Source organism: Pseudonocardia sp. CA-142604 (assembly GCF_050948475.1).
In the GTDB taxonomy this organism is placed as follows: domain Bacteria; phylum Actinomycetota; class Actinomycetes; order Mycobacteriales; family Pseudonocardiaceae; genus Pseudonocardia; species Pseudonocardia alaniniphila.
In genome coordinates, this window is sequence record NZ_CP192045.1 from 4,622,014 (window position 1) to 4,647,383 (window position 25,370).

Below are 25,370 nucleotides of genomic sequence, written 5' to 3' on the forward strand. Positions count from 1 at the left end.
CGGCCGGTCACGTCACTGTAGGTCGGGTGCCGATGGCCGTCTAAGTGCTTCTCGGCATCGAATGATGCGCGCGCAGCATCGGCAACGCGGCGCGCTCAATGGCATCATCGCGATGATCGTGTTGCTTGTGGTGCTCCTCCCGCTCGCCAAGATCCTCATCGAGTGTGGAGGACATGCCGCCCGGCGGCGGCCGGGCGACGAGGAGGGCGGATGAACGGGCGGTTCTTGTCCCAGGCCGAGCGGGTAGGCGCGACCGCACGGATCAGCCGGGTCGACGTCACGCCTGTCGCGTTCGCCGACCCGCCGCTGCTCAACGCGGTCGGGGTGCACGAGCCGTTCGCGTTGCGGGCGATCGTGCGTGTGCACACCGACGACGGACTGGTCGGCCTCGGTGAGACCTACGCCGACGACGCCCACCTCGAACGCCTGAACGCCGTGGCGGCCGCTCTGCCCGGCGTCGACGCGTTCGAGACCAGCCGCCTGCTGTGGCTCGTGCGCGACGTGCTCGGCCGGTCCGGTTCCGCGGGCGGCGACGGTGTGGCCGCCATGATCAACGGCGCGAGCACCGTCGACCGGGTGTTCTCGCCGTTCGAGGTCGCCTGCCTCGACCTGGCGGGCAGGATGACCGGACGCCCTGTCGTCGATCTGCTGGGCGGCCGCGTGCGCGACGTGGTGCCCTACAGCGCCTACCTCTTCTACAAGTGGGCAGAGCATCCGGGCGCCGACGCCGACGAGTGGGGCGAGGCACTCACACCGGAGCAGCTCGTCGAGCAGGCCCGCCACATGATCGACAGGTGGGGCTTCACCGCGATCAAGCTCAAGGGCGGGGTGCTGCCGCCGGACGAGGAGATCGAGACGATTCACGGGCTGGCCGCGGAGTTCCCGGGCGTGCCTCTGCGTCTGGATCCCAACGCCGCGTGGACGGTCGAGACCGGTATCAGGGTCGCGAAGGCGCTCGAGGGACTCGTCGAGTACCTGGAGGACCCGTCGCCGGGGATCAGGGGGATGGCCCGCGTGGCGGCGGAGGCGCCGATGCCGCTCGCCACGAACATGGCGGTCGTGGCGTTCGATCAGCTGCCACCGGCGATCGCGGCTGATGCGGTGCAGGTCGTGCTCAGTGACCACCACTTCTGGGGCGGGATGCGGCGCTCACAGCTGCTCGCCGGCACCTGCGAGACGTTCGGCCTCGGGCTGTCGATGCACTCGAACTCCCACCTCGGCATCTCGCTCGCGGCGATGACGCACCTCGCCGCCGCCACCCCGAACCTCACCTACGCCTGCGACACCCACTGGCCATGGAAGACGGAGGACGTGGTGCGGCCCGGTGCACTGACGTTCGCCGACGGCGCGGTCGCCGTGCCGGACGGGCCAGGGCTGGGCGTCGAGCTCGACGAGGACGCGCTCGGCACGCTGCACGAGCAGTACCTCGCGTCCGGTCTGCACTCCCGCGACGACACCGGCTACATGCGCCGGTTCCGGCCCGACTTCGAACGCAGGCTCGGCTCCTGGTAGCTCGTGCGTCGGCCGGCCGCCCGCCGGGGCCGGCTCACGCCGTTCGCCCGTCCTACTCGGCGATCGTGACGTCGCCGACGGTCCACCCCGGCACCTTGTCGCTGAGCGTGAGGCCGATACCCGGCCGGTTCGGCACGACCATGCGGCCGTCGACGATCTCGATGCGCTCCTCGAACAGCGGCTCCAGCCACTCGAAGTGCTCGACCCACGGTTCGGTGGGGTAGGTGGCCGCCAGATGCACGTGGAGCTCCATCGCGAAATGTGGGGCGAGCGCCAGGCCCGCCTCGTCCGCGAGCACCAGGAGTCTCATGAACTGCGTGATTCCGCCGATGCGCGGTGCGTCGGGCTGGATCGTGTCGACGGCTCCGGCGGTGATCAACTCGACGTGCTCGCGCACGCTGGTGAGCATCTCGCCGGAGGCGACGGGGGTGTCGAGCGCCGCGGCGAGCCCGGCGTGGCCGGTGACGTCGTAGGCGTCGAGGGGCTCCTCGATCCACACCAGGTCGAACTCCTCGAGCGTGCGCCCGACGCGCAGTGCGGTGGCGCGGTCCCATTGCTGGTTCGCGTCCACCATGAGCGGCACCCCGGCGCCCACGTGCTCCCGTACGGCGGCGACGCGGGCGAGGTCGATCGCCGGATCGGGCTGGCCGACCTTGAGCTTGATGCCGCCGATCCCGCGGGCGAGCGAAGCGCTCGTGTTCTCGAGCACGCCCTCGATCGGCGTGTGGAGGAAGCCGCCCGACGTGTTGTAGCAGCGGACGCTCTCGCGTTGCGAGCCGAGCAACTTCGCCAGCGAGAGACCGGCCCGCTTGGCCTTCACGTCGTACAGGGCGTTGTCGATCGCGGCGATCGCCTGCGTGGACGCGCCGCTGCGACCGACGGAGGCGCCCGCCCAGACGAGCTTGGTCCAGAGGCGGGCGATGTCGTTCGGGTCCTCGCCGATCAGCACCGGCGCGACCTCGCGGGCATGCGCGAACTGAGCCGGCCCGCCTGCGCGCTTGGAGTAGCTGAAGCCGAGACCCGTGATGCCGTCGGTGGTGGTGACCTCGGCGAACAGCATCGCGACCTCGGTCATGGGCCGCTGGCGCCCGGTGAGGACCTTCGCGTCGCTGATCGGCGTCGGCAGCGGTAGCCGCACGGTGCGCAGGCGCAGGCTGTGGATGCGATCGGCAGTGCCCGACGCGGACGCTTGATCGGCCGGGCTGCGGTGCTGCTCGGCGGAGATGACGTCGTCGTCGATGCTCATGTCAGGCCCTTCAGAATCTGTCCGATGACTCCGCGGAGATCGAATTGTGCCTGCCGCCGGGCGTCGTCCGGTGCAACCATGTAATCGTGACGTCGCTTTACGACCACGCCGGCGGGTATGCCGCGTTGCACCGGTTCGTCGACATCTTCTACAGCAGCGTGCTGGCCGATCCCGTGCTCCAGCCCTTGTTCGGCGAAGGGCGTCCCGAGCACGTCGACCACCTCACCGCGTTCGACGCCGAGTCCTTCGGCGGCCCCAAGGAGTTCAGCCTGACGATGGGCGGGTTCGCACACTTGATCGAGGTGCACCGCGGCCTGAAGATCGCTGAGCCGCAGCGCGAGCGGTTCGTCGAGCTCTACCTGCGCGCGGCCGATCTCGCCGGGCTCCCCGATGACGCCCCCTTCCGGGAGGCGCTGCGGTCCCACGTCGAGTTCGGCTCCCGCGTCGCCATGCAGAACTCCCATGCCGAGACCGACGAGCAGTTGCATCCGTTGCGCGAGGTGCCCATGTGGCGCTGGCCTGAGGGGTAGGGCGCGAGAGCGCCACGCCTGGCGTGTACCGAGCACCGCGTGACCGTCACGCCGATCGGGACGAGCCCCATCCCTGGTAGAAGCCGTGCAGGTGGGCTTCGACGCGCCGCGCCGCGAGACCGTCGAGGCCGTGGGTGATCGCCACGGTCACCCCCTGGTGCTCACGGCTGAGCCGTCTCGCGGTCTCCGGCCAGTTCTCGACGGCCGCGAAGCGGGACGCCATCTGATCGGCCATGGCGTCGCGCAGTCCGAGCATGAGCTGAGCGCACAAGTGGCTTCCCGATGCGCGGGCGATCACGAGATGGAACGCCGTGTCGAGATCCTGGAACCGGTCCGGCGGGATGCTCGGGTGCGCCATCTCCGTGGCGAGCCGGCGCAGCTCGGCCTTGTCGTCGTCCGCGGCGCTGACGGCAGCGCGCGCGGATGCCGTGCGTTCGAGCCGTGTGCGGACGGCGAGGAGTTCGTCGGCCGGGATCTGTGCGCACCGGAGCGAGAGCCGGAGCAGCCGTCCGATCCCGTTCTCCGGTCCGGACGTGCTTGCGAGCGCGCCCCCGGCGTCGACGACGCCGAACAGTTCGAGAACCGCGAGGGCATCCCGGGCGTTGCGGCGACTCACGCGCAGGTCGGCGACGAGCTCGTCCTCGGTGGGGGCCGTTGCGCCCACCCGCGGTCCGACCTGCAGGAGCTGCGTCTCGACCTCGGACACGACCTGCGACAGTGGCGCGATCCTCCGCACCTCCGCGTGCTCATTCCGCAGCATCGCGTCCCCTCCCTCGGCATGGCCGGACGCTGCCATCGAGTGGACTGAACGCTAGCAACGCTGTGGTCTGACCACAACTGTCGTCGCACCGTTGCGAGAAGGTGAACGGCCACTTATGGTCTAACCACATCGCGGTCAGGCCGAGTAAGGAGACGCCGTGAACTCCGACGACGGAGAACAGCCCATCCGCGTAATGTTGGCCAAGATCGGCCTCGACGGGCATGACCGTGGGGTGAAAGTGGTGGCCCGCACGCTGCGCGATGCCGGTATGGAGGTCATCTACACAGGCCTGCACCGGAGTCCGGAGGAGGTGCTCGAAGCAGCCGTGCAGGAGGACGTGGACGTCCTCGGCGTGAGCCTCCTGTCCGGGGCCCACATGCCGATCTTCACGAAGATCTTCGCGCTCCTGGCCGAGATGCCCGACCGGCCGACGTTCTCGATCGTCGCCGGTGGCGTGATGCCGGACGAGGACGAAGCGGCGCTGCGCGAGATGGGCGTGGCCGAGGTCCTGGGGCAGGACACCACCCCCGACACCATCGTGACGACGATCCGGCGCCTCGCGCGCGACCGGGCTGTCGGCAGCGTGACGGGGAGGGACGCGTGATGGAGCAGTGGTCCTGGCCGCCGCGCTACGACGAGACCTACCGTCCGCCCGCGGGTCAGGAGCACTGGTTCCCCCGCCGGGAGACGATGCCGGCGCACGAGCGCGACGAGGCGATCCTGGCCCGGATCCGTGAGGTGATGAGCTACGCCTGGGACAACTCGCCGTTCTACCGGCGCAAGTGGGACGAGGCGGGAATCCACCCGTCGTCGATCGCCTCGCTGGAGGACTTCGAGAAGGTCCCGGTGGTACTCAAGGTCGAGCTTCGCGCCGACCAGGCGGCGCACGAGCCGTTCGGCAGCTACCTGTGCGTCGACCCGGCCGAGGTCAAGCACGTCAACGGCACGTCGGGCACGACGGGACGGCCCACGGCGTTCGGGATCAGCGAGCGCGACTGGCGCAGCGTGGCCAACGCCCATGCCCGGGTGATGTGGGCGATGGGGATCCGGCCGGAGGACACCGTGATCGTCGGGTCGCCACTGAGCCTGTACTGGGGCTCGTGGGGGGCCTACATCGGCGCGGAGCGACTCGGCGCGCGCGTGTTCCCGTTCGGGGCGGGCCAGACGGGCCAGACCGCGCGGACCGTCCAGTGGATGCGCCAGATGGGCGCGACCGTCTTCTACGGCACGCCGTCCTATGCCCTGCACCTGGCGGAGACGGCACGGCAGGAGGGCATCGACCCGGCCGGGCTGGGCCTGCGGAAGCTGTTCTTCTCCGGTGAACCCGGAGCGAGTGTGCCGTCGATCCGCTCGCGCATCGCCGAGGCCTTCGCCGCCGACGTCCACGACTCGGGCAGCATGGCCGAGGTCAGCCCGTGGATGCACCTCGGCTCCGGCTCCACCGAGCCGGGCGTGCTGTGCTGGCAGGACCTCGTCTACACCGAGGTGTGCGACCCGGTGTCGATGCGGCGGGTGCCCTACGGCAGCGAGGGCACGCCCGTCTACACGACCCTCGAACGCACCAGCCAGCCGATGATCCGGCTGCTGTCGAACGACCTGACGCGCTGGGAAGCCCCGTCGCCCGACCGCGGCCGGACCTATCCGTACCTGCCCCGCGGCATCTACGGGCGCATTGACGACATGTTCATCATCCGCGGGGAGAACATCTACCCCAGCGCGATCGACGACGTGGTCATGGCCGATCCCGGTTACGGCGGGGAGCACCGGATCGTCATCAGCCGGGGGACGGCGATGGACGTGCTGGCCGTGCAGGTGGAGCACCATCCGGGGCTCGCCGCGGACGCCTGTCAGGAGTGGGCCGACCGGCTCTCCGGCCGGCTCCGGCACGTGCTCGGCGTCGGGGCGAACGTCGTCCCGGTGCAGCACAACACCCTGCCGCGCACCGACTTCAAGGCCCGGCGCGTGATCGACGATCGGGACCTGCTCGGGGAGATCCTGCGAACAGGTGCCGGCGGCACCGCATGATGACCAACGGGCGCAGCCTCGTCGCCCGGATCCTGGACGGTGATCCGGCCGCCGTCGCCCGGGCCCTGACCCTCGTCGAGCGGCGCTCGGCCGGGGTGAACGAGATGCTGGCCGAACTCCATGCCGTCGCCCGCGGCGCTCACGTGCTCGGCGTCACGGGCCCGCCGGGCAGCGGTAAGTCGACGCTCGTCAGCGCTCTGACCGCTGAGTACCGCAGACGTGACCGCACCGTGGGGATCATCGCGATCGACCCGTCGAGCGTGTTCACCGGCGGCGCCATCCTCGGCGACCGGATCCGGATGTCGGAGCTGTCCGGCGACCGGGGCGTGTTCATCCGGTCGATCGCCACTCGTGGCGCCCTGGGTGGACTCTCACGCGCTGCCCTGGACGGGATCACCGTGCTCGCCGCCGCGGGGAAGGACGTGATCATCCTCGAGACGGTCGGCGTGGGCCAGGCCGAGGTCGACGTGATCAGCGCGGCCCAGTCGGTGGCCGTGGTCAGCGTGCCCGGGATGGGCGACGACGTGCAGGCCATCAAGGCCGGCCTGCTGGAGATCGCCGACGTGCACGTCGTCAACAAGTCCGACCGCGAGGGCGCGCACAAGGTCGTCGCGGAACTGCGCGAGATGCTGCGGCTCTCCCATCGCGAGGCCGGCCAGTGGAACGTGCCGATCGTGCAGACGGTCGCCGCGACGGCGGCGGGGGTGCCCGACCTGGCCGACCGGTTCGACGAGCACCGGGCGTGGATGGAACGCAGCGGAGAAGGGCTGGCGCGGGAGCGGCGCAACGCTGCCACACGCATCCGCTGGATGGCCGAGGAGCTGGTACTCGAACGGCTCCGGCCCGGCCTACCCGACTTCGACAACGCCGTGGACGCGGTCACCGAACGTCGGTGCGACCCCGTGAGCGCAGCGCGGCGGCTGGTCGGCAGGCCCTGATCTCAGGCGGCGAGACATCAGTGAGGAGCACCATGAGCGACAGCCGATCCGACCCCACCCGCAGGCTGGCGGGCGACGAGCTGATCAAGGCCGTCAACGACGACCTGGCGGACTGGGAGGGCGACGAGCTCGCCGCGTTCGTGGCGCGCGCCCCGGAGTCCCGCACGGACTACCGCAGCGGGAGCGGGCTGCCGGTCAGGCGCGTCTACACCCCCGCCGACCTCCCCGACAGCTGGGACGAGATCGGGCTGCCCGGGCGCTACCCCTACACCCGCGGGCCCTACCCGACGATGTACCGCGGCCGGAACTGGACGATGCGCCAGATCGCCGGGTTCGGGCAGGCGGAGGAGACCAACGCGCGGTTCCGGTACCTGATCGAGCAGGGGCAGACGGGGCTGTCGGTCGACTTCGACATGCCGACGCTGATGGGCCTGGACAGCGACGACCCGATGAGCCTCGGCGAGGTGGGGCGCGAGGGCGTGGCGATCGACGTGCTGCCGGACATGGAGGCGCTGTTCGACGGGATCGACCTGGAGAAGATCAGCGTCTCCATGACGATCAACCCGTCGGCCTGGATCCTGCTGGCGATGTACGTGGCCGTCGCGGAGGACCGCGGCTGCGATCTGAACAAGCTCTCCGGGACGATCCAGAACGACATCCTCAAGGAGTACATCGCGCAGAAGGAGTGGGTCTTCCCGATCCGCCCCAGCATGCGGATCGTGCGCGACACCGTCGTCTACTGCTCGGAGCACATGGCCCGGTACAACCCGGTCAACATCAGCGGCTACCACATCAGCGAGGCCGGGGCCAACGCGCTGCAGGAGATCGCCTTCACCATGGCCGTCACGCGGGCCTATGTGGAGGACGTCGTCGCCGCAGGCGTGGACGTCGACAAGTTCGCCTCGCGCCTGTCGTTCTTCTTCGTGAGCCAGGCCGACCTCTTCGAGGAGGTCGCGAAGTTCCGGGCGGTGCGCCGCTACTACGCGAAGATGATGCGCGAGCGCTTCGGTGCGACGAACCCGCAGTCGATGCGGCTGCGGTTCCACGCGCAGACCGCCGCGGCGACGCTGACGAAGCCCCAGCCGCTCAACAACATCGTCCGCACCGCACTGCAGGCGCTGTCGGCCGTGCTCGGCGGCGCCCAGTCGCTGCACACCAACGGGCTGGACGAGGCCTACACGATCCCGAGCGAGCTGGCGATGAAGGTGGCGCTGCGCACGCAGCAGATCCTCGCCGACGAGACCGGTGTGACGTCGGTGATCGACCCGCTGGGTGGCTCGTACTACGTCGAGAACCTCACCAGCGAGCTCGAACGGGGCATCGACGACTACATGGCGCGGATCGACGAGATGGGCGGTGTCGTCGCGGCGATCGAGCAGGGCTTCTTCCAGCGCGAGATCTCCGACACCGCCTACGACTTCGCCCGCCGCAAGGCCAGTGGTGACCGGCCGGTGATCGGCGTGAACAAGTACGTCGACGCCGAGAACGACCAGAAGGTCGAGGTCCACAAGCTCGACCCGGAGTCGGAGGCCCGCCAGATCAGCCGCCTGAAGCAGGTGCGCGAGAACCGCGACCCGCAGCGGGCCGAGGCGGCGCTCGAGCGTCTCCTCACTCTCGCGCGCGACGACAGCGCGAACCTCATGCCCGCGACGATCGAGGCCGTACGCGCGCACCTGTCGATGGGTGAGATCACGGGCGCGCTGCGCGGTGTCTTCGGCTCCTACACCGAGACGCCGGTGTTCTGACCTTTCCCACCTCGGCCGCGCCGACGGCCGACACAGCACTCCACCGATGATGTCGGAGGTAGTCGTGTACCAGCAGGTCATCGCCCCGCTCGGAGGGAGCCTCGGGTGGTCGGCCCTCGCCGCCGCGATCCCGTTGCTCGTGCTCTTCCTGCTCCTCGGGGTCTTCCGGGTACGGGCCTGGTTGGCGTCGCTGATCGGGCTACTGGTCGCGTTCGTGATCGCGGTGCTGGTCGACGGCATGCCCGTCCCGGCTGCGGCGGACGCTGCCGCGGAAGGTGCGGCGTACGGGCTGTATCCGATCCTGTGGATCGTGATCAACGCGATCTGGATCTACCACCTGACGGTGGAGTCCGGTCACTTCGACGTGCTGCGCCGCGCCTTCGCGCGGATCAGCGCGGACAAGCGCGTGCAGGGCGTCATCATCGCGTTCTCCTTCGGTGCGCTGCTCGAAGCGCTCGCCGGGTTCGGCGCACCCGTCGCGATCTGCGCCGTGATGTTGGTGGCGATCGGGATGAAGCCGCTCAAGGCGGGTGCGGTGGCGCTGATCGCCGACACCGCACCGGTCGCGTTCGGGGCCGTCGGGCTGCCGATCACCACGCTCGCGCAGGTCTCCGGCCTGCCGCTCGACGACCTCGCCGGGATGACCGGCCGCCAGGTGCCGATACTCGCGGTGTTCGTCCCGCTCGTCATGCTGGTGGTGCTCGACGGCAGGCGAGGCCTGCGGGAGGCCTGGCCTGCGGGGCTCGTCGCGGGGGTGACGTTCGCCGTGGCGCAGTTCCTGGTGGCGAGCTACGGGCCTGTGCAGCTCGTCGACATCGTGGCGTCGCTGGTCTCAGCGGCTTCCGTGCTGCTCCTGCTGCAGGTGTGGCAGCCGGCAGGCATCCCGGACGACGGCCCGGACGGCGGCCGCATGCCGGCGGGCGCCAGGCTCGTACCGGAGGGACCGGGCGCGGCGTCGCGGCCCGCGGTACCCGGGGTCACCGGCGGCGACAGCGGCGGGCAGGTTCTTCTCGCCTTCGTGCCGTACCTGATCGTCATCGTGCTGTTCGCGCTCTCGGTGGTCCCCGTGCTGAAGGCGGTGCTCTCCGCGCCGACCGTGACGTTCGGGTGGCCGGGACTGGACGTTCGCACGCCCAGCGGGGCGCCGGTCTCGTTGACGATGTTCAAGTTCGACTGGCTGATCGCCTCCGGCACCGTGTTGCTCATCGCAGGGCTCCTCACGGGGGCGGCTCTGCGGATCTCGCCGCTCCGTCTCGTCCGGGCGTACGGCCACACGCTGTACCAGCTGCGCGGCGCCGGGGTGACCGTGATGGCCGTCCTCGGGCTGGCCTACGTCATGAACCTCTCCGGCCAGACGGCGACGCTGGGCCTGTTCCTGGCCGGAGCGGGCAGCCTCTACGCGCTCTTCGCGCCGCTGCTGGGCTGGTTCGGCACAGCCGTCACCGGCTCGGACACCTCGTCGAACTCGCTCTTCGGTGCCCTGCAGGCCAGCGTCGGGCACAGCACCGGAATCTCGCCGATCCTGCTGGCCGCGGGCAACACCTCCGGTGGTGTGCTCGGCAAGATGATCAGCCCGCAGAGTCTCGCGATCGGCGCGGCCGCGGTCGGGCTCGCCGGGCGCGAGGGCGAGCTCTTGCGCCGGGTGCTCGTTCCCACGGCGCTCTTCGTGGCGGCGATGTGCCTACTCGTCTATCTCCAGTCGACGCCCGTCCTGTCGTGGATGGTCGTGCGATGAAGGGAGAGCGGGGCATGTCTGCGCCGGGCACGCACTCGGCCGCGGCGATGAGTGAGGGCGCGGCGGGGGAGGTCGAGGAGGCGAACGCCACGGTCGGCGCGGCGTTGTGCAGCGGCACGGTGCCCGATCGGTTCGTCCTGCTGTTGCGCGACGTGCAGAACGACCTGCTGGCTCTCGCGGCCGATCTGTCCGCCGTCGGATCGGACGGCTCTGGTCGCGCCATCGACGCTGCGGCCGTGCAGCGGGTGCTCGCCGCCGTCGACGAGCACCGCAGCGAACCCGTGCCGACCGATTTCGCCGTGCTCGGGGGCAGCACCAGCGCCGTCGGGCTCCTGCGGCTCGCGCGGATGACGGTGCGCCGGGCCGCCCGTAGCGTCCGCCGGCTCGAGCACGGCGGGGCGGCGCCGAGCCTCAGCTGTGCCGGCGCCTACCTCGACGCTCTCGCCGAGCTGTTGCTCGTTCTGGCCTTCGAGAGCGAGCTGCTCGAGCGGCAGCAGCTCCCGGTGGGGTGGTGCGGCGACGGATCCGGCCTCATGGACCTCACCCCAATCGTGCCGCGGCGCGAGACTCATGCCTGGTTGTCCAGGCGTGGTTAGACCACACTGAGGTCCTGATGTACGCTGCCGAAGTCGTCGACGGTGCCAGGAATGCCGGATCGCGCCACAGCCGTCGGGTCGCGGGCTGCCGAGTCCTGTTCCGTCACAGCTCCGCAACGGGTCCCGTGCCCCAGAAGGCGAGCCCACCGTGCTCATCCAGCCCAGCAGCCCCTCCGATCCTGCGGTGGAGCGATCGTCGTGACCGCCGAGACGGGGTGGGAGCGGGTGCGGCGCCTTCGTAACCACGAGCAGGTGCTCGCGCAGATCCAGGACAAGATCCTGGACGGTGAGCTGCGCATCGGGGCGAAGCTCCCCAGTGAGCGCGAGCTCGTCGAGATCCTCGGTGTGAGCCGCACCAGCGTCCGTGAAGCGTTGCGGGCGCTCGAGGCCATGGGCGTGATCGATGCGCAGGCGGGTTCCGGACGCGACTCGGGGTCGGTCGTCTCCGGCCGTTCGTCCGAGGCTCTCGGCAACCTTCTGCGACTGCACGTCGCGCTGGCCGAGATCAGCCTCGGCGAGCTCATCGAGATCCGTGTGCAGCTGGAAGGGCCTGCTGCCGCAGGCGCCGCACAGCACAGCACTGCCGACGACATCGCGCGGCTCCGCGAGCTCAACGACGGGATGCGGGCGCGCAGCCTCCCGTCCGACCAGTTCAACGAGCTGGACGCCGAGTTCCACGTGAGCATCGCCAAGACCTCCGGCAACGCTCTCGCCGCCACCTTGATGCAGGCGCTGCGCGCCGCGGTGAAGTCGGAGATGGTCGCGGCGTTCACCCTGCTCGACGACTGGCGGGCCGTGGCCGACCAACTGGTGGACGAACACGAGGGGATCATCGCGGCGATCGAGGCGCGCGACCGCGTCCGCGCCTCCCGGCTCGTCGAGGAACACATCAGGCGCTTCTACGAGGAGCACGTCGCGCGGGGTGATCGGGCGGCCGCTCCGGGAACGGGAGCCGGTTGAGCCCGTCGGCGCCTTCCGGCGGATCCGACGGATTCGTCGATGTCGTTGACGCCGGCGACGACCCCGGGCACGTCCGGGTCCGCCGCCACGGCCGGGTCGGCAGACTGACCCTCGATCGCCCCGAGGCGATCAACGCGCTGTCCCTGCGCATGATGGCCACCCTCGACACGGTGTTGCGCAGCTGGGAAGCCGACCCGCAGATCGACATCGTGGTGCTCGACGGCACCGGCCGCCGCGGGTTCTGCGCGGGCGGGGACATTCGGGTCATCTACGAGGACGCACAGAACCGGCGCGGGGTGTCCGAACGGCTGTGGCGTACCGAGTACCTGCTCGACGCCCTCATCGCCGACTACCGCAAACCGGTCGTGACCGTCCTCGACGTGATCACCATGGGCGGCGGGATCGGAATCGGCTGCCACATCCGGCACCGGATCGTCACCGAGCGGTCCGTGCTCGCGCTGCCCGAGGTCGCGCTCGGCCTCGCCCCGGACGTCGGGGGGCTGCTCCTGCTCGCGCGCGCCCCCGGGAGGCTCGGCGCGCACCTCGCGCTGACGGCGGCCCGCATGGGCGGGGTGGACGCCGTGCGCGCAGGGTTCGCCGACGCCGTCGTGCCGTCGGAGCGGCTGGGGCAACTCGTGCCCCTGCTGCAACGGATGGATCCGGCCGATGCGATCGCGACGCTGGCCGTCGCACCGTCGGCGCTGGGGGAGGGTGAGCTCGAGGCGCACCGCTCCTGGATCGACACCTGCTACGACGCCGATGTGGTGCCCGCCGTGGTCGAGCGGCTCGCCGCCCACCGCGAGCCGGCCGCGCGCGCCGCGGCCGAGGCGATCACGCGGATGTCACCGCTCGCGCTGTGCGTCACCTGGTGCGGGCTCGACGAAGCCCGCAAGGCTGACGCGCTCGGACCGACCCTCGTCCAGGATCTCCGGGTCAGCTACCGCTTCCTGGACGGCCCCGACCTCGTCGAGGGGATCCGCGCCGCGGTGATCGACAAGAGCCGATCCCCGGTCTGGTCCCCGGGGCGGCTGATCGACGTGACACAGGCGATGGTCGACAGGCACTTCGCACCGCTCGGCGCAGCCGATCTCGATCTGAGCCCGGTGCTGGGCCGGAGCGCCGGGAGGCCCTGACCAGCACGATGTGCGAGGTCAGCGCTTCCCGGACGCTCGGACGCCACCACCGTTGCGTGCGCCGGACGCCTCCGCCCGATCCCAGGTCAGCACCGCGGTGTGCGGCCTGCCGTCGATCACTATCGGCGTGATCGTGGTCAGCTCCAGCCTCGGGCCGTCGAGCGTCACCTTGCGGCGGAGGGATTCCCCGACCCAGTTGGGCAGGAGACTCACGTCGATCTCGTGGACGACGACCGAGTTGTCGACGACGCGATACGAGCCCGAGTAGGCCAGGTACCCGCCCGCGGCCTCGGCACGCTCCGCGGCCGTCCCCTCGCCGGGGCCGGCGACCTGGTAGGGAACCCGGCCGGGTCGCATGATCTGTACCGACACGTGACCGTCCGGGGTGTACATGACGTACCCCGAGGCGTCGTCGCCCATGGGATGGACCGTCTGCTCGTCGTTGTCGCTGCGCGCTTCGTAGGACACCAGTTCCCATGCGCCGACGAGCTGTTCCTGCAGCGGCCGTGCGGATGCGATGTCGTTCTCCGGCACCGGGTGCTCCGTTTCGTGCGGCGGTTTCCCTCCACTCTATGCCGCCACAACGCTTCGCAAGCGTCCGGAAATGGGGTGCGGGACGCTCAGCCGGGCAGAATGTTCTGGTTCCGGTGGAAGATGTTCTGCGGGTCGTATTCGGCCTTGATCCGCGCCAGTCGGGGGTATTTCTCACCATAGGAGGCCCGTACGCGGTCGTCCTCGAACTCGGACATCGCGTTGATGTAGCTGCCGATCCCGATGGCGTGGGGCTGCAGAGCCTTCCAGCAGGACCGCACCCAGTCGCGGTCGGTGGCCATCTGCTCGTGATCGAGCGACACGCTGGTGATGAACACGCCGAACTGGGGTGTGCGCGTACCGCCGAACGCGGTGTCGCCGTCAGGAACGTCGCTGTAGGCGCCGTCCAGCCGGGCCATCAGGAACATGGACAGTGGTGAGGTCCGCAGCGGTGCCTGCTCGACGAGGACCTCGATGACCTCGTCGGACAGCTCGGTGAAGTTCGCGCTCTTCTCGTAGCAGTAGTGGCCCCAGGCCGTCCTTTCGTCGGAGAGCTTCTGCAGCTCGACGAAGGGCATCGGACCGACCGAGTCGAACAGCGGCGGCAACTGCTCCCGGATCCGGGCGACCACCTGGTCGTGCGCCTCGGCGCCCTGCTCCTCCGGGCTGACGTCGGCCAGCAGGATGGCGTAACCACGCTGGTCGTGGAACTGCTCGGGGACGAACGGAGCCACCGGGGCGTTCGTGGCTGCCATCAGCAGCGTGAACTGCCGGGGCAGGTCGGCCAGCACCTCACGGCCGAGCCGGAACATCTCGGCGGCCTGCTCCTGGCCGTAGAACAGCATGGCGAACCGGATGTTCGGGCCGACCTCGTGGAGGCGGAACTCGAACTGCGTGACCACCCCGAAGTTGCCGCCACCGCCGCGGACGGCCCAGAACAGCTCGGGATTCTCGTCGGCGGCGGCCCGCACCACCTGTCCGGCTGCGGTGACCAGCCGCACCGACTCCAGGTTGTCGATGCTCAGCCCGACTTTCCTGGTGAGCCACCCCAGGCCGCCGCCGAGCGTCAGCCCGGCCACCCCGGTGTGGCTGATCATTCCGGCGGGTGCGGCGAGGCCGTGTTTCTGGGCGGCAGCGTCCATGTCGCTGAGCAGCGCACCACCACCGACCGTGACGCGCCGGGCAGCCGGGTCGACCTCCACGCTGTTCATCAGGCTGAGGTCGATGACCAGTCCGTCGTCGACGGTGGACAACCCGGCGATGCTGTGGCCGCCGCCGCGCACCGCGATCTCCAGGCCGGCGTCCCGGGCGAAGCCGATCGCCGCCACCACGTCGGCGTCCGACTCACACCGGACGATCATCGCTGGGTGGCCGTCCGTGTCGGCGTTCCACACCCGCCTGACGTCGTCGTACTCGGACGACTCCGGGGTGACGAGCTGTCCGGTCAGCGCCGCACGGAGGGCGTCGGCGCCGGCGGCGAGTGTGCTGGCCATGTAAGAACTACCTCCAGTAGCCATGGACGACGGATTGCGCGTGCACCCACTCGGTCGGATCGAAGAGATTGCCGGAGCCGGTCGAAGAGCCGGATCCGCTGCCTCATTGCAGGGGCGCATTACCGGCTCATGGGTGCTCGTTTGGTGGCGCGCTATTCTCCGGTGGGCGACGCCGGTTCCGACGATGCCGGAGGTGGCGGGGGGCGTCAAGGTCAATCACTGCGAGCATCGAATGCGCGATCGGTCGTAATTCGACGAATTGCGTCGGTGCTTCGCCGTGGACGGACGTGGCCGTAGCCGATTTCTCGGTCAGTTCTCGTCGCGGGCGGCCGCCGAGTGGTGATCGGCGGGCGGGCGCCGGGGAATGACCAGCCCGACGGTGACGGCGGTGGCGGCCAGGATGGTCGCCGCGGTCACGAGCGCGGCATCGAACCCGGCGACGGTGGCCGGGACGAGGCGATCGGAGGACGCGAAGTCCGGGGAGCGCTGTAGTCCGCGCATCGTGACCACGGCGGCCACCGTGTTGAGCAGGGCAGTTCCGACGGATCCGCCGAGTTGCTGCACGGCGTTGACGGCGGCGGCCGCCGCTGCGGTGTCGTCGGGCCGGAGACCGTGGGTACACGCGTTGACCGCGGCGGTGAGGGCGCAGCCCAGGCCGAGGCCGATGAGGGCTTCGGCCGGCAGGAACCGGATCAGGTAGAGAGCCGGATCGGTGGGGTCGAGTCCGATCAGCAGCCCCGTGCCTGCCGCCATGACCAAGAGGCCCGCCGGGATGAGAACGCGGGTGGGGAGGCGGGGGCCGAGACCGCCCGCGATCACGGTCGAGCCGATCGCGATGGTGAGGGCGAGAGGCAGGAACGCCAGACCGGCCTGGAGGGGCCGGTACCCCAGGATCTCCTGGAACCAGTACGTCAGCACGAGGAAGAACCCGAACATCGCCAGCTGGGGCAGCCCGATCGCGAGGAAGGCGCCGCCGCGCGTCCGGTCGAGAACGACGTGGGGTGGCAGCAGGGGCGCGCCGACCCTGAGTTGAGCGACGCCGAACGCGACCAGGCCGATCACCCCCAGCACCAGAGATCCCTGCACCAGCGGATCGGTCCATCCGCGTGTGGCGACTTCCGTGAGCCCGAACACCGCAGCACTCATCCCGATGGCGCTGGTCGCCGTGCCGAGTAGGTCGAGCCGGACCGCGCGTCCTGCCGACCAGGGGACGACCAGCCACGCGCCGGCGACAGCGGCCGCGACGATCGGGACGTTGATCCAGAGGCACGAACGCCAGCCCAGGGCTTCGGTGAGCAGTCCGCCGAGCAGCAGGCCTACCGCGGCCCCCGCTCCGGTCAGGGCGCCGAACACGCCGAACGCGAGGCTTCGCTCACGGGGTTCGACGAACACCGTCGAGATGATCGCGAGGCCTGCCGGGGCCAGGAGGGCGGCGGACACTCCCTGCCCGGCCCGGCCGGCGAAGAGAAGCGCCGCGGTGGGCGCCGAGCCGGCGACCATCGACGCGATGGCGAAACCGGCGAGACCCGCGACGAAGGCGCGTCGCTGCCCCAGGCGGGCGACGAGCCCTCCCCCGAGGAGGAGCAGGCCGCCGAAGGGGAGGGCATACGCGGTGACGACCCAGCTGCGGGATGCATCGGTCATCGCCAGGTCCTGCTGGGCGGACGGGAGCGCGATGGTCACGACCGTCGAGTCGAGCACCACGACCAGCTGGGCCAGGCCGGCCGTGACCAGCACCCACCATCGACCGGACGGCTGCGTCATCTCCACTCCTCGAACGTTGGACTAGTTCTCGAACGTTGGTCTAGAGACGGTGCACCGTACTAGGGTGTGGGGCGTGGGCGCGACCGATTCCCGTTCACCTGCCGGCGGACGAGGTGGGCGGACCAGCGGGACCGCCGGTGCGGTGTGGCTGCGCGAGCCCCGTCGCTACCGCAACTCGCCTCCGCTGACCCGGGACCGGATCGTCGCGGGTGCGGTCGAACTGCTCGACGGGGAGGGCGCCGACCGGCTGACGATGCGCAGGCTCGCCGAGCATCTCGGCGTGGGTGCGACCACCGTCTACTGGCACGTCACGACCAAGGAGGACGTGCTCGACCTCGCTCTGGACCACATCTTCGGCGAGGTGGCGCTGCCGCAGGTGAGCGAGGACTGGCGGGCCGACGCGCGGGGGCTGATCCACGGCTGGCGGGCCGCCATGTTGCGTCACCCGTGGGCGCCCGGCCTGCTGGGCAGGCCGATGCTCGGACCGAACGTGCTCGCCAGAACCGAGTACCTCCAGTCCACGCTCGCGCGGGCCGGGTTCACGGGCGTCGGGCTCGCGGCTGCCACCCACGGCCTCGCCAACTACGTGATCGGATCCGCGCTCACCGAGACCACATGGCGGCGCACCGACGATCCCGACGCCCGCCGCGGAGCGCGCAGGCACATCGAGGACAGCCCGGCGACCTACCCGACGCTGGTCGCCTCCGGCCACCTCGGTGACCAAGCGTGGAGCGACGACGAGCTGTTCGCCCGCGGGCTGGACATCATGCTCGCCGGTCTGGACCAGGCGCCCCGGTAGGTCTGCTCGTCCACCACAGGTGCCCCTGTCCGGGGCTTGCGACCGCGGTCGCGGGTGACCACCCTGCGGCCCACCCCGGGCGGGATGGTTGTATTGCGGCCTCGGCGAGGGATGGGCGATCCGTCCCCGACCCGGCTGGGTTCTCTACGTCTGGTAGAGCTAAGCTGCGATCACCCGATATGTCCGATCGCCGGGCAGTGCAGCGGAGGTCCAGTGCAGGAGGCAATGCCAGTGCAGACACCAGCCCTCGCGCAGGAGGTCGCACCTTGACCGCGGTCGCACCGAAGCCGATCGCAGCACACCCGTACCCGGCGAGGCGCACCCCCAAGGGTTCCGTGCTGCTCAAGATGCTGCGGACCACGGACCCCAAGGACATCGCCATCCTCTACCTGGTGACGTCGTTCGGGTTCTTCCTGGCAGGCGGCGCGATGGCGCTGCTGATCCGGGGTGAGCTGGCCGTACCGGGGCTGCAGTTCCTGTCGAACGAGCAGTACAACCAGCTGTTCACCATGCACGGCACGATCATGTTGCTGCTGTACGCGACGCCGATCCTGTTCGGCTTCGCCAACTACATCGTGCCGCTGCAGATCGGGGCGCCCGACGTCGCGTTCCCGCGGCTCAACGCGTTCTCGTACTGGCTCTTCCTGTTCGGCGGGCTCACCGTCATCAGCGGTTTCCTGACGCCGGGTGGGGCCGCCGACTTCGGCTGGTTCGCCTACACCCCGCTGTCCGACGTGACGTTCTCACCGGGCGCGGGTGCTGATCTGTGGATCGTGGGTCTGGCCGTGTCCGGTCTGGGCACGATCCTCGGCGGCGTCAACTTCGTCACGACGATCGTGTGCATGCGCGCGCCCGGCATGACGATGTTCCGGATGCCGATCTTCACCTGGAACATCCTGGTGACGGCCATCCTGATCATCATCGCGTTCCCGCTGCTCACCGCCGCGCTGTTCGGCCTGCTGGTCGACCGCCACCTCGGCGGCCACGTGTTCGACCCCGACAACGGCGGCGTCATCCTGTGGCAGCACCTGTTCTGGTTCTTCGGCCATCCCGAGGTCTACATCGTTGCGCTGCCGTTCTTCGGCATCGTGTCCGAGGTCTTCCCGGTGTTCGCGCGCAAGCCGATCTTCGGCTACAAGGGCCTCATCTACGCCACGCTCGGCATCGCCGCGCTGTCGGTGGCGGTCTGGGCGCACCACATGTACGCCACCGGGGCCGTGATGCTGGCCTTCTTCTCCTTCACCACGTTCCTGATCGCGGTTCCCACGGGCGTCAAGTTCGTGAACTGGATCGGCACGCTGTGGAAGGGCCACATCACGTTCGAGCCGCCCATGCTGTTCGCGCTGGGCTTCCTCGCGACGTTCCTGTTCGGCGGTCTGACGGGCATCCTGCTGGCGTCCCCGCCCCTGGACTTCCACGTCTCGGACACCTACTTCGTGGTGGCGCACTTCCACTACGTGCTGTTCGGCACGATCGTGTTCGCCACCTACGCCGGCATCTACTTCTGGTTCCCGAAGATGACCGGCCGGATGATGGACGAGACCTGGGGCAAGGTCCATTTCTGGCTCACGTTCATCGGATTCCACCTGACGTTCCTCGTGCAGCACTGGCTGGGTAACGAGGGCATGCCGCGCCGGTACGCCGACTACCTCCCGACCGACGGCTTCACGATCCTGAACTCGATCTCGTCGATCGGTGCGTTCGTGCTGGGTGCCTCCACGCTTCCGTTCATCTGGAACGTCTTCCGCAGCTACCGCTACGGCCGTGTGGTGACCGTGGACGACCCGTGGGGCTTCGGCAACTCGCTGGAGTGGGCCACGAGCTGCCCGCCGCCGCGGCACAACTTCACGGAGCTGCCGCGGATCCGTTCGGAGCGTCCGGCGTTCGAGCTGCACTACCCGCACCTCGTCGAACGCTTCCGCAACGAGGCACACGTCGGGCACCGCCCGTCGCCGTACGAGGTGGCGGCGCAGGGCACGGCGGGGGAGACGCAGCCCGACGCGGATCCACGCTCCCGCTAGGACATCGGGCCCACTGAGCCACGGTGCCGACGCTGCCTGCGTCGGCACCGTGGCTCAGTCCGTTCGGGCGCCCAGTCGTCAGGTGCCGAGTCGCACGAACCAGGAAGCGATCGACCGGCGATACCCCGCGGGCATGCGCAACCGCGCCGTCTCGTCGAGGCCGAACAGCCCGAGCTCCCGGTGTTCACCGGAGAGCACAGGTTCTGCGTCGGTGTCGAGCCGGCAGCCGTAGGTCACGATGAAGACGTGCCGTGGGGCAGTGCCGATGTAGTACATCCAGCTGTCGAGGATCGGTCCGATGCTGACCGTCCAGCCGGTCTCCTCGCGGATCTCGCGTGCCACACATTCCTCGGGCGTCTCGCCGATCTCGATCCGGCCGCCCGGCAGCTCCCACTCGTCACGTTCGTTCCTCAGGAGCAGCACCTGGTTCGCCCGCACCACCACACCTTTCACGGACACGGGAAACGCCGTGGGTGTCATGAGGGCCGGGCGAGCCCGAGGTGATCGCGCAGCGTCACGCCCTCGTACTCGGTGCGGAAGAGGCCCCGGCGCTGCAGGATCGGCACCACCATCCGCACGACGTCCTCGAACGCTCCGGGGAGGTGGGTGGCCGCGATGACGAACCCGTCGCACGCCCCGCCCAGGAACCACTCCTCCATCTGGTCGGCGACCTGCTCGGCGGTGCCGACGAAACGCGGGCCCTGGAGCAGGGTGGCGCGATGCGCGGCCAGATCGCGCACCGTGACGTCGGGACGGCCCAGGTGCCGGCGCACGCCGTCGGCCAGGCCGCGGATCCCCGAGGCGGCGTTGATCATCTCCTCGGTGACGACGTCGTCCAGATCGTGCTGGGAGAAGTCGTAGTTCAGCACCTCGGAGAGCAGCGTCAGCGATGCCATCGGATGGACGTAGCTCTCGAGGAACAGCCGTTCCTTCTCCGCGGCGATCGCTTCGGTCTCGCCGATCACGGTGTAGGCCATGGGGAGGAACTTCACGTCGTCGGGCGAGCGGCCCGCCGCGGCGATGCGGTCGCGCTGGTCGCGGTAGTGCTGCTGGGCGACCGCGAGGCCGGGGTCGCCGGTGAAGATCAGGTCCGCCCACTGCGCGGCGAACTCCCGGCCGCGACCGGACTGGCCGGCCTGCAGGATCGCGGGCCTGCCCTGTGGCGTGCGCGGCACGGTGAGTGGCCCGCGGGCGCTGAACCACTTCCCGCGGTGGTTGATCTCGTGAACCTTGTCGGGATCGGCGAAGATCCCCGTCTCACGGTCCATGACCAGGGCGTCGTCATCCCAGGACTCCCAGAGGGCGACCACGGTCTCGATGAACTCCTGGGCGCGGTCGTAGCGCTCGTCGTGGCCGAGGTGCTGCTCCAGCCCGAAGTTCTGTGCCTCGGAGTCGTTGACCGACGTGACGACGTTCCAGGCGGCCCGGCCGCGGGAGAGGTGGTCGAGGGTGGCGAACGTGCGGGCCACGTGGAACGGGTCGTAGTAGGTGGTGGAGTAGGTGGCCCCGATCCCGATCCGATCGGTGGCACCGATGATCCCGCCGAGGATCGCCGTCAGGTCGAGCTTGATCGGCCGCGCACCGTAGCGGACCGCCTCGGCGACCGAGTCGCCGTAGACGCCGGGCATGGCGAGCCGGTCGTCGAAGAACACGAGATCGAACTTCCCCTCCTCGAGGGTGCGCGCGATCTTCCGGTAGTACCCGAGGTCCAGGAAGGACAGGTCCGCGGACGGGTACCGCCAGGACCCGGAGTAGACGGTCACGTTGCCGGCCTGCATGAAGCCGACGAGGGTCATCCGGCGTTGCCGAGGTGCTGACGACATGTGCGCCCCTTCCTGGTCAGAGCCCGAGCAGTTCGGCGCGGCGGGTGATGTTGTCGGCCAGGCGCAGATGGGCGGCGTCGACGAGCATCCCGTCGAGCCCGGTGGCGCCGCGGCCGGTCGCCTCCGCCTCGCGGTAGGCCGCCACGACCTTCCGGGCATGTGCGATCTCGTCATGCGTGGGTGCGAAGGCCTCGTTCGCCGGCCCGACCTGGCTGGGGTGGATGGCCCACTTGCCGACGTATCCCATCGCCGCGGCACGGTCGCAGGCGGTGCGATAGGCCTCGGGATCGCGGTAGGCGGGAAACGGCGCGTCGATCGCGTCGATACCCGCTGCCCGGGCGGCCACGACGATCCGCGCCCTGGCGTAGTGCCACATGTCGCCGGGATAGTCGACGACCGGATCGAAGTTGGTGTCGACGCGTGCGCCCTGCGACGCCGAGAAGTCGCCGGCACCGAAGATCACGGCCTCCAGCCGGTCACTGGCCGTCGTGATCTCCGCGACGTTCTGCAGGCCCTCGGTCTCCTCGATGAGCGCCTCGAGCGCGATGCGCTTCTGCAGGCCCAGCACCTCCTCGAGCTGGGTGAGCAGCACGTCGACCCACCACACGTCCCGGGCGCTGCGGACCTTCGGCACGATGATCACGTCGAGGGCCTCGCGCGCCTGTGTGACGACCTCGATCACGTCGCCGTGCGCCCAGCGGGTGTCGACGCCGTTCATGCGGATCGCGCGTACGGTGCGGCCCCAGTCGAGATCCCGCAGAGCAGCAGCTGCCTTCCCCCGCGCGGCTTCCCGCTGGGCCGGGGCAACGGCGTCCTCCAGGTCGAGGAACACCAGATCGGCTCCGGAGGCGGCGGCCTTCGCGAACATCCACTCGTTGCTCGCGGGCGTGGCGAGCTCGGAGCGGCGGGCCCGGACGGTCATCTCTCGCACCTCTTCCTCGGCACTGGCGTTGTCGCGGGCACGGCGTCAGATGACACCGTCGGCCTGCATCCGGCGGTAGCGGTCGGCGTCGAGGCCGAGGAGGTTCAGGTAGATCTCGTCGTTGTGCTCGCCCAGCGCGGGACCCAGATGCTCGACCCGGCCCGGTGTTTCGGAGAACCGGGGGACCGGGCCCTGGATGCGCATCGAGCCCAGCTCGGGATCGGGATGTGCGGCGTAGACACCGCGGGCCTGCATCTGGGGGTCGGCGAGGAGCTGCTCGGCGTCGTAGATCGGGGCGGCGGCGACCTGCTCCTCGTCGAACACGTCCATCACGGTGTCGAGGGTGCGCTCGCCGATCCACTCGGCCATCACGCGGTCGATCTCGGCGGCGTTGGCCAGCCGCTGCTGCGCCTCGGCGAATCGAGGGTCCTCGGTCAGGTCGGCGCGGCCGACCGCCCGCAGGGCCCGCATCGCGATGGTGGGCGCGCTGCCCGACATCGCCAGCCAGTACCCGTCCTTGGTGCGGTAGGCGTTGCGCGGCGCGCTGATGTCCCAGCGGTTGCCCGTGCGCCCGGCCACGGTGCCGAGCTGGTCGTAGGTCAGCACGGGCTGCTCGATGAGCCGGGCGAGGGGCTCGATCAGGTTGATGTCGATGTGCTGACCTCCACCGCCGTGCACGTCACGGTGGTACAGCGCCATCATCACCGCGTAGGTGGCCGTCAGCGCGGCGACGCCGTCGCCGAGCATGAACGAGGGCAGCGTGGGCGGGCCGTCGGGATGCCCGGTGATGTGGGCGAACCCGCTCATCGCCTCCCCGAGCGTGCCGAACCCGGGGCGGTCGCTCTTGGGACCGCCCGCCCCGAACCCGGACACGTGCAGCATGACCAGGCCCGGGTTGTCGGCCTGCAGTCGGGGATAGTCGAGCTCCCACCGGTTCAGCGTGGACGGCCGCAGGTTCACGATCAGGACGTCGCTGTGGCTCACCAGCTCACGCAGCAGGTCCCGTCCCGCTTCCTGGCGCAGGTCGAGTGTGGCCGACTTCTTGTTGCGTCCCAGGCTCTTCCACATCAGCCCGACGCCGTCCTTCTGCGCGCCCCATTGCCGCAGCGGGTCGCCGCCGCGGGGCTGCTCGATCTTGATCACCTCGGCGCCGAACTCGGCGAGCCAGGTGGCGACCAGCGGTCCGGCGGCGAGGGTAGCGGCGTCGACCACCCGGATCCCGGATAGCGCGCTCTCGGTGGTCATCGATTCCTCCTCATGATCCGGCTCCGGCCGCGCTCGACCGCGCGTCTCCCATCCCCGCCACCGGTCGACCCGCCACCGCCGCCGTGGGCGCGCTGCGCATGCCGAACGCCCAGGCGAGCGCGCCGACGAGCGCGAGCCCGGCCGCCACCACGAGCGGGACGACGAAGGAGCCCGTCGCGTAGACGAGCGCCCCGGTGACGATCGGGCCGAGGATGCCCCCGACGTTGCCCAGCCCGTTGACGAACCCCGTGGCCGAACCGGACAGGTTCAGGCTCCGCATGACGTCCGTGGTGGCGGCCCAGACCGCGCCGTTGGAGAAGATGATGCCGGAGGTGGAGACGGACAAGCAGAGCACCGCGACGGCCGCCGACGCGGAGAACGCGGTGCCCAGGATCGCCAGTGCCGCCAGCATCCCTGTGACCAGCACGATCTTGCGTGCGTCCAGTGCGGACACACCCCGGCGTACGGCGGCGTCGGAGATCCGGCCGCCGAGCAGCCCGACGACGAACGCGCAGATCCACGGGATCGAGGTGGTGAAGCCCGAGCTCAGCACCGTCATGCCCCGGTCCTGCACCAGGTAGCTGGGCAGCCAGGTGATGAACGTGTAGAGGATGTAGAGCAGGCAGAAGTACCCGCTCGTGATCGCCCAGATGTCGCGGTGCCTGATGATCGCGCTCCACGGGGCCCGGCCCTCCTGCTGTGGGGGCTCCTGATCGGCGAGGATGAGCTCGCGCTCGCGCCCGGTCAGCCTGCTGTCCTCGAGGGGATGGCGGTACCAGGAGTACCAGATCACCGCGGCCAGCAGCGACAGCGTGCCGGACGCGATGAAGCAGCTCTGCCAGCCGTACGTGCTGACCAGGAAGGCGAGCCCGGGCGGTCCGACCGCGGTGCCGAGCGCGACGCCGGAGATGAACATGCTGCTCCCCGTGCCGCGCTCCGACTTCGGCAGCCAGTCGGCGAGCGTCCTGATGGCGGCGGGAGCGAACGGCGCCTCGCCGACGCCGAGGAGCAGGCGAGGGCCGAACATCGCCGCCACGGACCCGGCCAGCGTGGTGAGGAAGCTCGACACCGCCCAGATCAGGAGTGCCGCGGAGTAGAGGATCCGCGTGCGCACGCGGTCGACGAGCATGCCCGCCGGCAGGTTGAGCAGGGTGTAGGTCCAGGTGAAGCTCGACAGCAGCAGACCCATGACCGCGGCGTTGGTGTGGAACTCCTCGGTGAGCACGGGAGCCGCGATCGAGAGGTTGACCCGGTCGATGTACGCGATCGCGGTGATCGCGAGAACGAAGGCCGCGACGAGCCAGCGCCTGCGGGTTCTGAACATGAGCTGATCCTCCTGGCACGTCCGTGTGCAGCGGGGCGAATCGCGGCTGATGCGGGTGTGGGCGGTTCAGGTCGTGTGCTGTCCGGCCGTCGGGCCGGTGAGGGGGTTCGGGGGAATGCGAGGGCACTGCGGTATGCGCAGCCCGACGGACGGCGCCAGGAACTGCGCGACACGGTCCGCCTTCGACGTCATTGTGGGAAATCCTGCACCGGGAAATGTGAAATACTGTACTTTACTTTCTCCAGTACATCATCCGGCAGGCCCGGCG

23 protein-coding genes are annotated in these 25,370 nt (G+C 69.9%); 13 read left to right on the forward strand and 10 right to left on the reverse strand.

The annotated features are described in order from the left end of the window. Nucleotides 1–61: 61 nt before the first annotated feature. Together ACQPZQ_RS20860 and ACQPZQ_RS20865 are read left to right on the forward strand one after the other, a co-directional pair. Nucleotides 62–214: a hypothetical protein gene (locus tag ACQPZQ_RS20860; RefSeq protein ID WP_433298376.1), complete on the forward strand. Its 153-nt coding sequence runs from the start codon at nt 62–64 to the stop codon at nt 212–214. After that, on the forward strand, nt 211–1,512 hold the full coding sequence (locus ACQPZQ_RS20865; protein ID WP_433298378.1) for a glucarate dehydratase family protein: 1,302 nt from the start codon (nt 211–213) through the stop codon (nt 1,510–1,512). Before ACQPZQ_RS20860 ends, ACQPZQ_RS20865 begins: the two co-directional genes overlap by 4 nt. A gap of 52 nt (nt 1,513–1,564) precedes the next feature. Here the strand turns inward: ACQPZQ_RS20865 and ACQPZQ_RS20870 are convergent, their stop codons facing one another. Next, nucleotides 1,565–2,758, reverse strand: a complete 1,194-nt coding sequence (locus ACQPZQ_RS20870; protein WP_433298380.1) for an L-talarate/galactarate dehydratase — start codon at nt 2,756–2,758, stop codon at nt 1,565–1,567. 86 nt (nt 2,759–2,844) lie between these two features. Between ACQPZQ_RS20870 and ACQPZQ_RS20875 the strand changes: the two genes are divergently transcribed. Further along, the gene (locus tag ACQPZQ_RS20875) at nt 2,845–3,288 is read left to right on the forward strand and encodes a group II truncated hemoglobin (RefSeq protein ID WP_433298382.1); all 444 of its coding nucleotides are present in this window, start codon (nt 2,845–2,847) and stop codon (nt 3,286–3,288) included. 46 nt (nt 3,289–3,334) lie between these two features. Here the strand turns inward: ACQPZQ_RS20875 and ACQPZQ_RS20880 are convergent, their stop codons facing one another. Beyond that, nucleotides 3,335–4,048 carry a FadR/GntR family transcriptional regulator gene (locus tag ACQPZQ_RS20880; protein WP_433298384.1) on the reverse strand — a complete coding sequence of 238 codons (714 nt, stop codon included), beginning with the start codon at nt 4,046–4,048 and terminating at the stop codon, nt 3,335–3,337. A 157-nt stretch (nt 4,049–4,205) separates the two neighbouring features. On the opposite strand from ACQPZQ_RS20880, the gene ACQPZQ_RS20885 reads away from it, so the two are divergent. The 8 genes from ACQPZQ_RS20885 to ACQPZQ_RS20920 all read left to right on the forward strand — a co-directional run bounded on the left by ACQPZQ_RS20885 (nt 4,206) and on the right by ACQPZQ_RS20920 (nt 13,180). Beyond that, nucleotides 4,206–4,652: a cobalamin B12-binding domain-containing protein gene (locus tag ACQPZQ_RS20885; protein WP_433298386.1), complete on the forward strand. Its 447-nt coding sequence runs from the start codon at nt 4,206–4,208 to the stop codon at nt 4,650–4,652. Next, nucleotides 4,652–6,073, forward strand: a complete 1,422-nt coding sequence (locus ACQPZQ_RS20890) for a phenylacetate--CoA ligase family protein (protein ID WP_433299299.1) — start codon at nt 4,652–4,654, stop codon at nt 6,071–6,073. The genes ACQPZQ_RS20885 and ACQPZQ_RS20890 overlap by 1 nt, the downstream gene beginning before the upstream one ends. Then, nucleotides 6,070–7,011, forward strand: a complete 942-nt coding sequence (gene meaB, locus ACQPZQ_RS20895) for a methylmalonyl Co-A mutase-associated GTPase MeaB (RefSeq protein WP_433298388.1) — start codon at nt 6,070–6,072, stop codon at nt 7,009–7,011. Before ACQPZQ_RS20890 ends, meaB begins: the two co-directional genes overlap by 4 nt. A gap of 32 nt (nt 7,012–7,043) precedes the next feature. Next, nucleotides 7,044–8,756, forward strand: a complete 1,713-nt coding sequence (locus ACQPZQ_RS20900; RefSeq protein WP_433298390.1) for a methylmalonyl-CoA mutase family protein — start codon at nt 7,044–7,046, stop codon at nt 8,754–8,756. Nucleotides 8,757–8,802: 46 nt separating this feature from the next. Continuing rightward, a complete protein-coding gene (locus tag ACQPZQ_RS20905; RefSeq protein WP_433298392.1) occupies nt 8,803–10,491 on the forward strand; it encodes an L-lactate permease in 1,689 nt (562 codons plus the stop codon). 14 nt (nt 10,492–10,505) lie between these two features. Then, nucleotides 10,506–11,087, forward strand: a complete 582-nt coding sequence (locus ACQPZQ_RS20910; RefSeq protein WP_433298394.1) for a hypothetical protein — start codon at nt 10,506–10,508, stop codon at nt 11,085–11,087. 198 nt (nt 11,088–11,285) lie between these two features. After that, complete coding sequence (locus ACQPZQ_RS20915) at nt 11,286–12,047, forward strand: FadR/GntR family transcriptional regulator (protein WP_433298396.1); 762 nt, start codon at nt 11,286–11,288, stop codon at nt 12,045–12,047. Continuing rightward, nucleotides 12,044–13,180: an enoyl-CoA hydratase/isomerase family protein gene (locus tag ACQPZQ_RS20920; protein ID WP_433298398.1), complete on the forward strand. Its 1,137-nt coding sequence runs from the start codon at nt 12,044–12,046 to the stop codon at nt 13,178–13,180. Before ACQPZQ_RS20915 ends, ACQPZQ_RS20920 begins: the two co-directional genes overlap by 4 nt. A gap of 18 nt (nt 13,181–13,198) precedes the next feature. Here the strand turns inward: ACQPZQ_RS20920 and ACQPZQ_RS20925 are convergent, their stop codons facing one another. The 3 genes from ACQPZQ_RS20925 to ACQPZQ_RS20935 form a co-directional block, all read right to left on the reverse strand. Continuing rightward, nucleotides 13,199–13,714, reverse strand: a complete 516-nt coding sequence (locus tag ACQPZQ_RS20925; RefSeq protein WP_433298400.1) for a lipocalin-like domain-containing protein — start codon at nt 13,712–13,714, stop codon at nt 13,199–13,201. A gap of 86 nt (nt 13,715–13,800) precedes the next feature. Next, the gene (locus ACQPZQ_RS20930; RefSeq protein ID WP_433298402.1) at nt 13,801–15,204 is read right to left on the reverse strand and encodes an FAD-binding oxidoreductase; all 1,404 of its coding nucleotides are present in this window, start codon (nt 15,202–15,204) and stop codon (nt 13,801–13,803) included. 309 nt (nt 15,205–15,513) lie between these two features. Then, a complete protein-coding gene (locus ACQPZQ_RS20935; RefSeq protein ID WP_433298404.1) occupies nt 15,514–16,968 on the reverse strand; it encodes an MFS transporter in 1,455 nt (484 codons plus the stop codon). A gap of 73 nt (nt 16,969–17,041) precedes the next feature. Between ACQPZQ_RS20935 and ACQPZQ_RS20940 the strand changes: the two genes are divergently transcribed. After that, nucleotides 17,042–17,767, forward strand: coding sequence for a TetR/AcrR family transcriptional regulator C-terminal domain-containing protein (locus tag ACQPZQ_RS20940; RefSeq protein ID WP_433298406.1), 726 nt, complete (start codon nt 17,042–17,044; stop codon nt 17,765–17,767). Between the two features lie 266 nt (nt 17,768–18,033). Beyond that, nucleotides 18,034–19,788 carry an aa3-type cytochrome oxidase subunit I gene (gene ctaD, locus ACQPZQ_RS20945; protein ID WP_433298408.1) on the forward strand — a complete coding sequence of 585 codons (1,755 nt, stop codon included), beginning with the start codon at nt 18,034–18,036 and terminating at the stop codon, nt 19,786–19,788. Between the two features lie 78 nt (nt 19,789–19,866). On the opposite strand, the gene ACQPZQ_RS20950 is transcribed toward ctaD, so the two are convergent. The 5 genes from ACQPZQ_RS20950 to ACQPZQ_RS20970 are packed head-to-tail and all read right to left on the reverse strand — an operon-like array spanning nt 19,867 to nt 25,102. Next, a complete protein-coding gene (locus ACQPZQ_RS20950) occupies nt 19,867–20,247 on the reverse strand; it encodes an NUDIX hydrolase (RefSeq protein ID WP_433298410.1) in 381 nt (126 codons plus the stop codon). Nucleotides 20,248–20,264: 17 nt separating this feature from the next. Next, a complete protein-coding gene (locus ACQPZQ_RS20955; protein ID WP_433298412.1) occupies nt 20,265–21,611 on the reverse strand; it encodes an LLM class flavin-dependent oxidoreductase in 1,347 nt (448 codons plus the stop codon). Between the two features lie 16 nt (nt 21,612–21,627). Continuing rightward, on the reverse strand, nt 21,628–22,533 hold the full coding sequence (locus ACQPZQ_RS20960; protein ID WP_433298414.1) for an HpcH/HpaI aldolase/citrate lyase family protein: 906 nt from the start codon (nt 22,531–22,533) through the stop codon (nt 21,628–21,630). Between the two features lie 45 nt (nt 22,534–22,578). Continuing rightward, nucleotides 22,579–23,778 carry a CaiB/BaiF CoA transferase family protein gene (locus ACQPZQ_RS20965; RefSeq protein WP_433298416.1) on the reverse strand — a complete coding sequence of 400 codons (1,200 nt, stop codon included), beginning with the start codon at nt 23,776–23,778 and terminating at the stop codon, nt 22,579–22,581. 10 nt (nt 23,779–23,788) lie between these two features. Next, nucleotides 23,789–25,102: an MFS transporter gene (locus tag ACQPZQ_RS20970; protein WP_433298417.1), complete on the reverse strand. Its 1,314-nt coding sequence runs from the start codon at nt 25,100–25,102 to the stop codon at nt 23,789–23,791. Nucleotides 25,103–25,370: the final 268 nt, after the last annotated feature.

Bases quoted from the DNA above. Each gene is read 5' to 3' on its own strand.
- ACQPZQ_RS20860 (WP_433298376.1), top strand. From the start codon at position 62: ATGATGCGCGCGCAGCATCGGCAACGCGGCGCGCTCAATGGCATCATC.
- ACQPZQ_RS20865 (WP_433298378.1), top strand. From the start codon at position 211: ATGAACGGGCGGTTCTTGTCCCAGGCCGAGCGGGTAGGCGCGACCGCA.
- ACQPZQ_RS20870 (WP_433298380.1), bottom strand. From the start codon at position 2,758: ATGAGCATCGACGACGACGTCATCTCCGCCGAGCAGCACCGCAGCCCG.
- ACQPZQ_RS20880 (WP_433298384.1), bottom strand. From the start codon at position 4,048: ATGCTGCGGAATGAGCACGCGGAGGTGCGGAGGATCGCGCCACTGTCG.
- ACQPZQ_RS20890 (WP_433299299.1), top strand. From the start codon at position 4,652: ATGGAGCAGTGGTCCTGGCCGCCGCGCTACGACGAGACCTACCGTCCG.
- meaB (WP_433298388.1), top strand. From the start codon at position 6,070: ATGATGACCAACGGGCGCAGCCTCGTCGCCCGGATCCTGGACGGTGAT.
- ACQPZQ_RS20900 (WP_433298390.1), top strand. From the start codon at position 7,044: ATGAGCGACAGCCGATCCGACCCCACCCGCAGGCTGGCGGGCGACGAG.
- ACQPZQ_RS20905 (WP_433298392.1), top strand. From the start codon at position 8,803: ATGATGTCGGAGGTAGTCGTGTACCAGCAGGTCATCGCCCCGCTCGGA.
- ACQPZQ_RS20910 (WP_433298394.1), top strand. From the start codon at position 10,506: ATGTCTGCGCCGGGCACGCACTCGGCCGCGGCGATGAGTGAGGGCGCG.
- ACQPZQ_RS20930 (WP_433298402.1), bottom strand. From the start codon at position 15,204: ATGGCCAGCACACTCGCCGCCGGCGCCGACGCCCTCCGTGCGGCGCTG.
- ACQPZQ_RS20935 (WP_433298404.1), bottom strand. From the start codon at position 16,968: ATGACGCAGCCGTCCGGTCGATGGTGGGTGCTGGTCACGGCCGGCCTG.
- ACQPZQ_RS20955 (WP_433298412.1), bottom strand. From the start codon at position 21,611: ATGTCGTCAGCACCTCGGCAACGCCGGATGACCCTCGTCGGCTTCATG.
- ACQPZQ_RS20960 (WP_433298414.1), bottom strand. From the start codon at position 22,533: ATGACCGTCCGGGCCCGCCGCTCCGAGCTCGCCACGCCCGCGAGCAAC.
- ACQPZQ_RS20965 (WP_433298416.1), bottom strand. From the start codon at position 23,778: ATGACCACCGAGAGCGCGCTATCCGGGATCCGGGTGGTCGACGCCGCT.
- ACQPZQ_RS20970 (WP_433298417.1), bottom strand. From the start codon at position 25,102: ATGTTCAGAACCCGCAGGCGCTGGCTCGTCGCGGCCTTCGTTCTCGCG.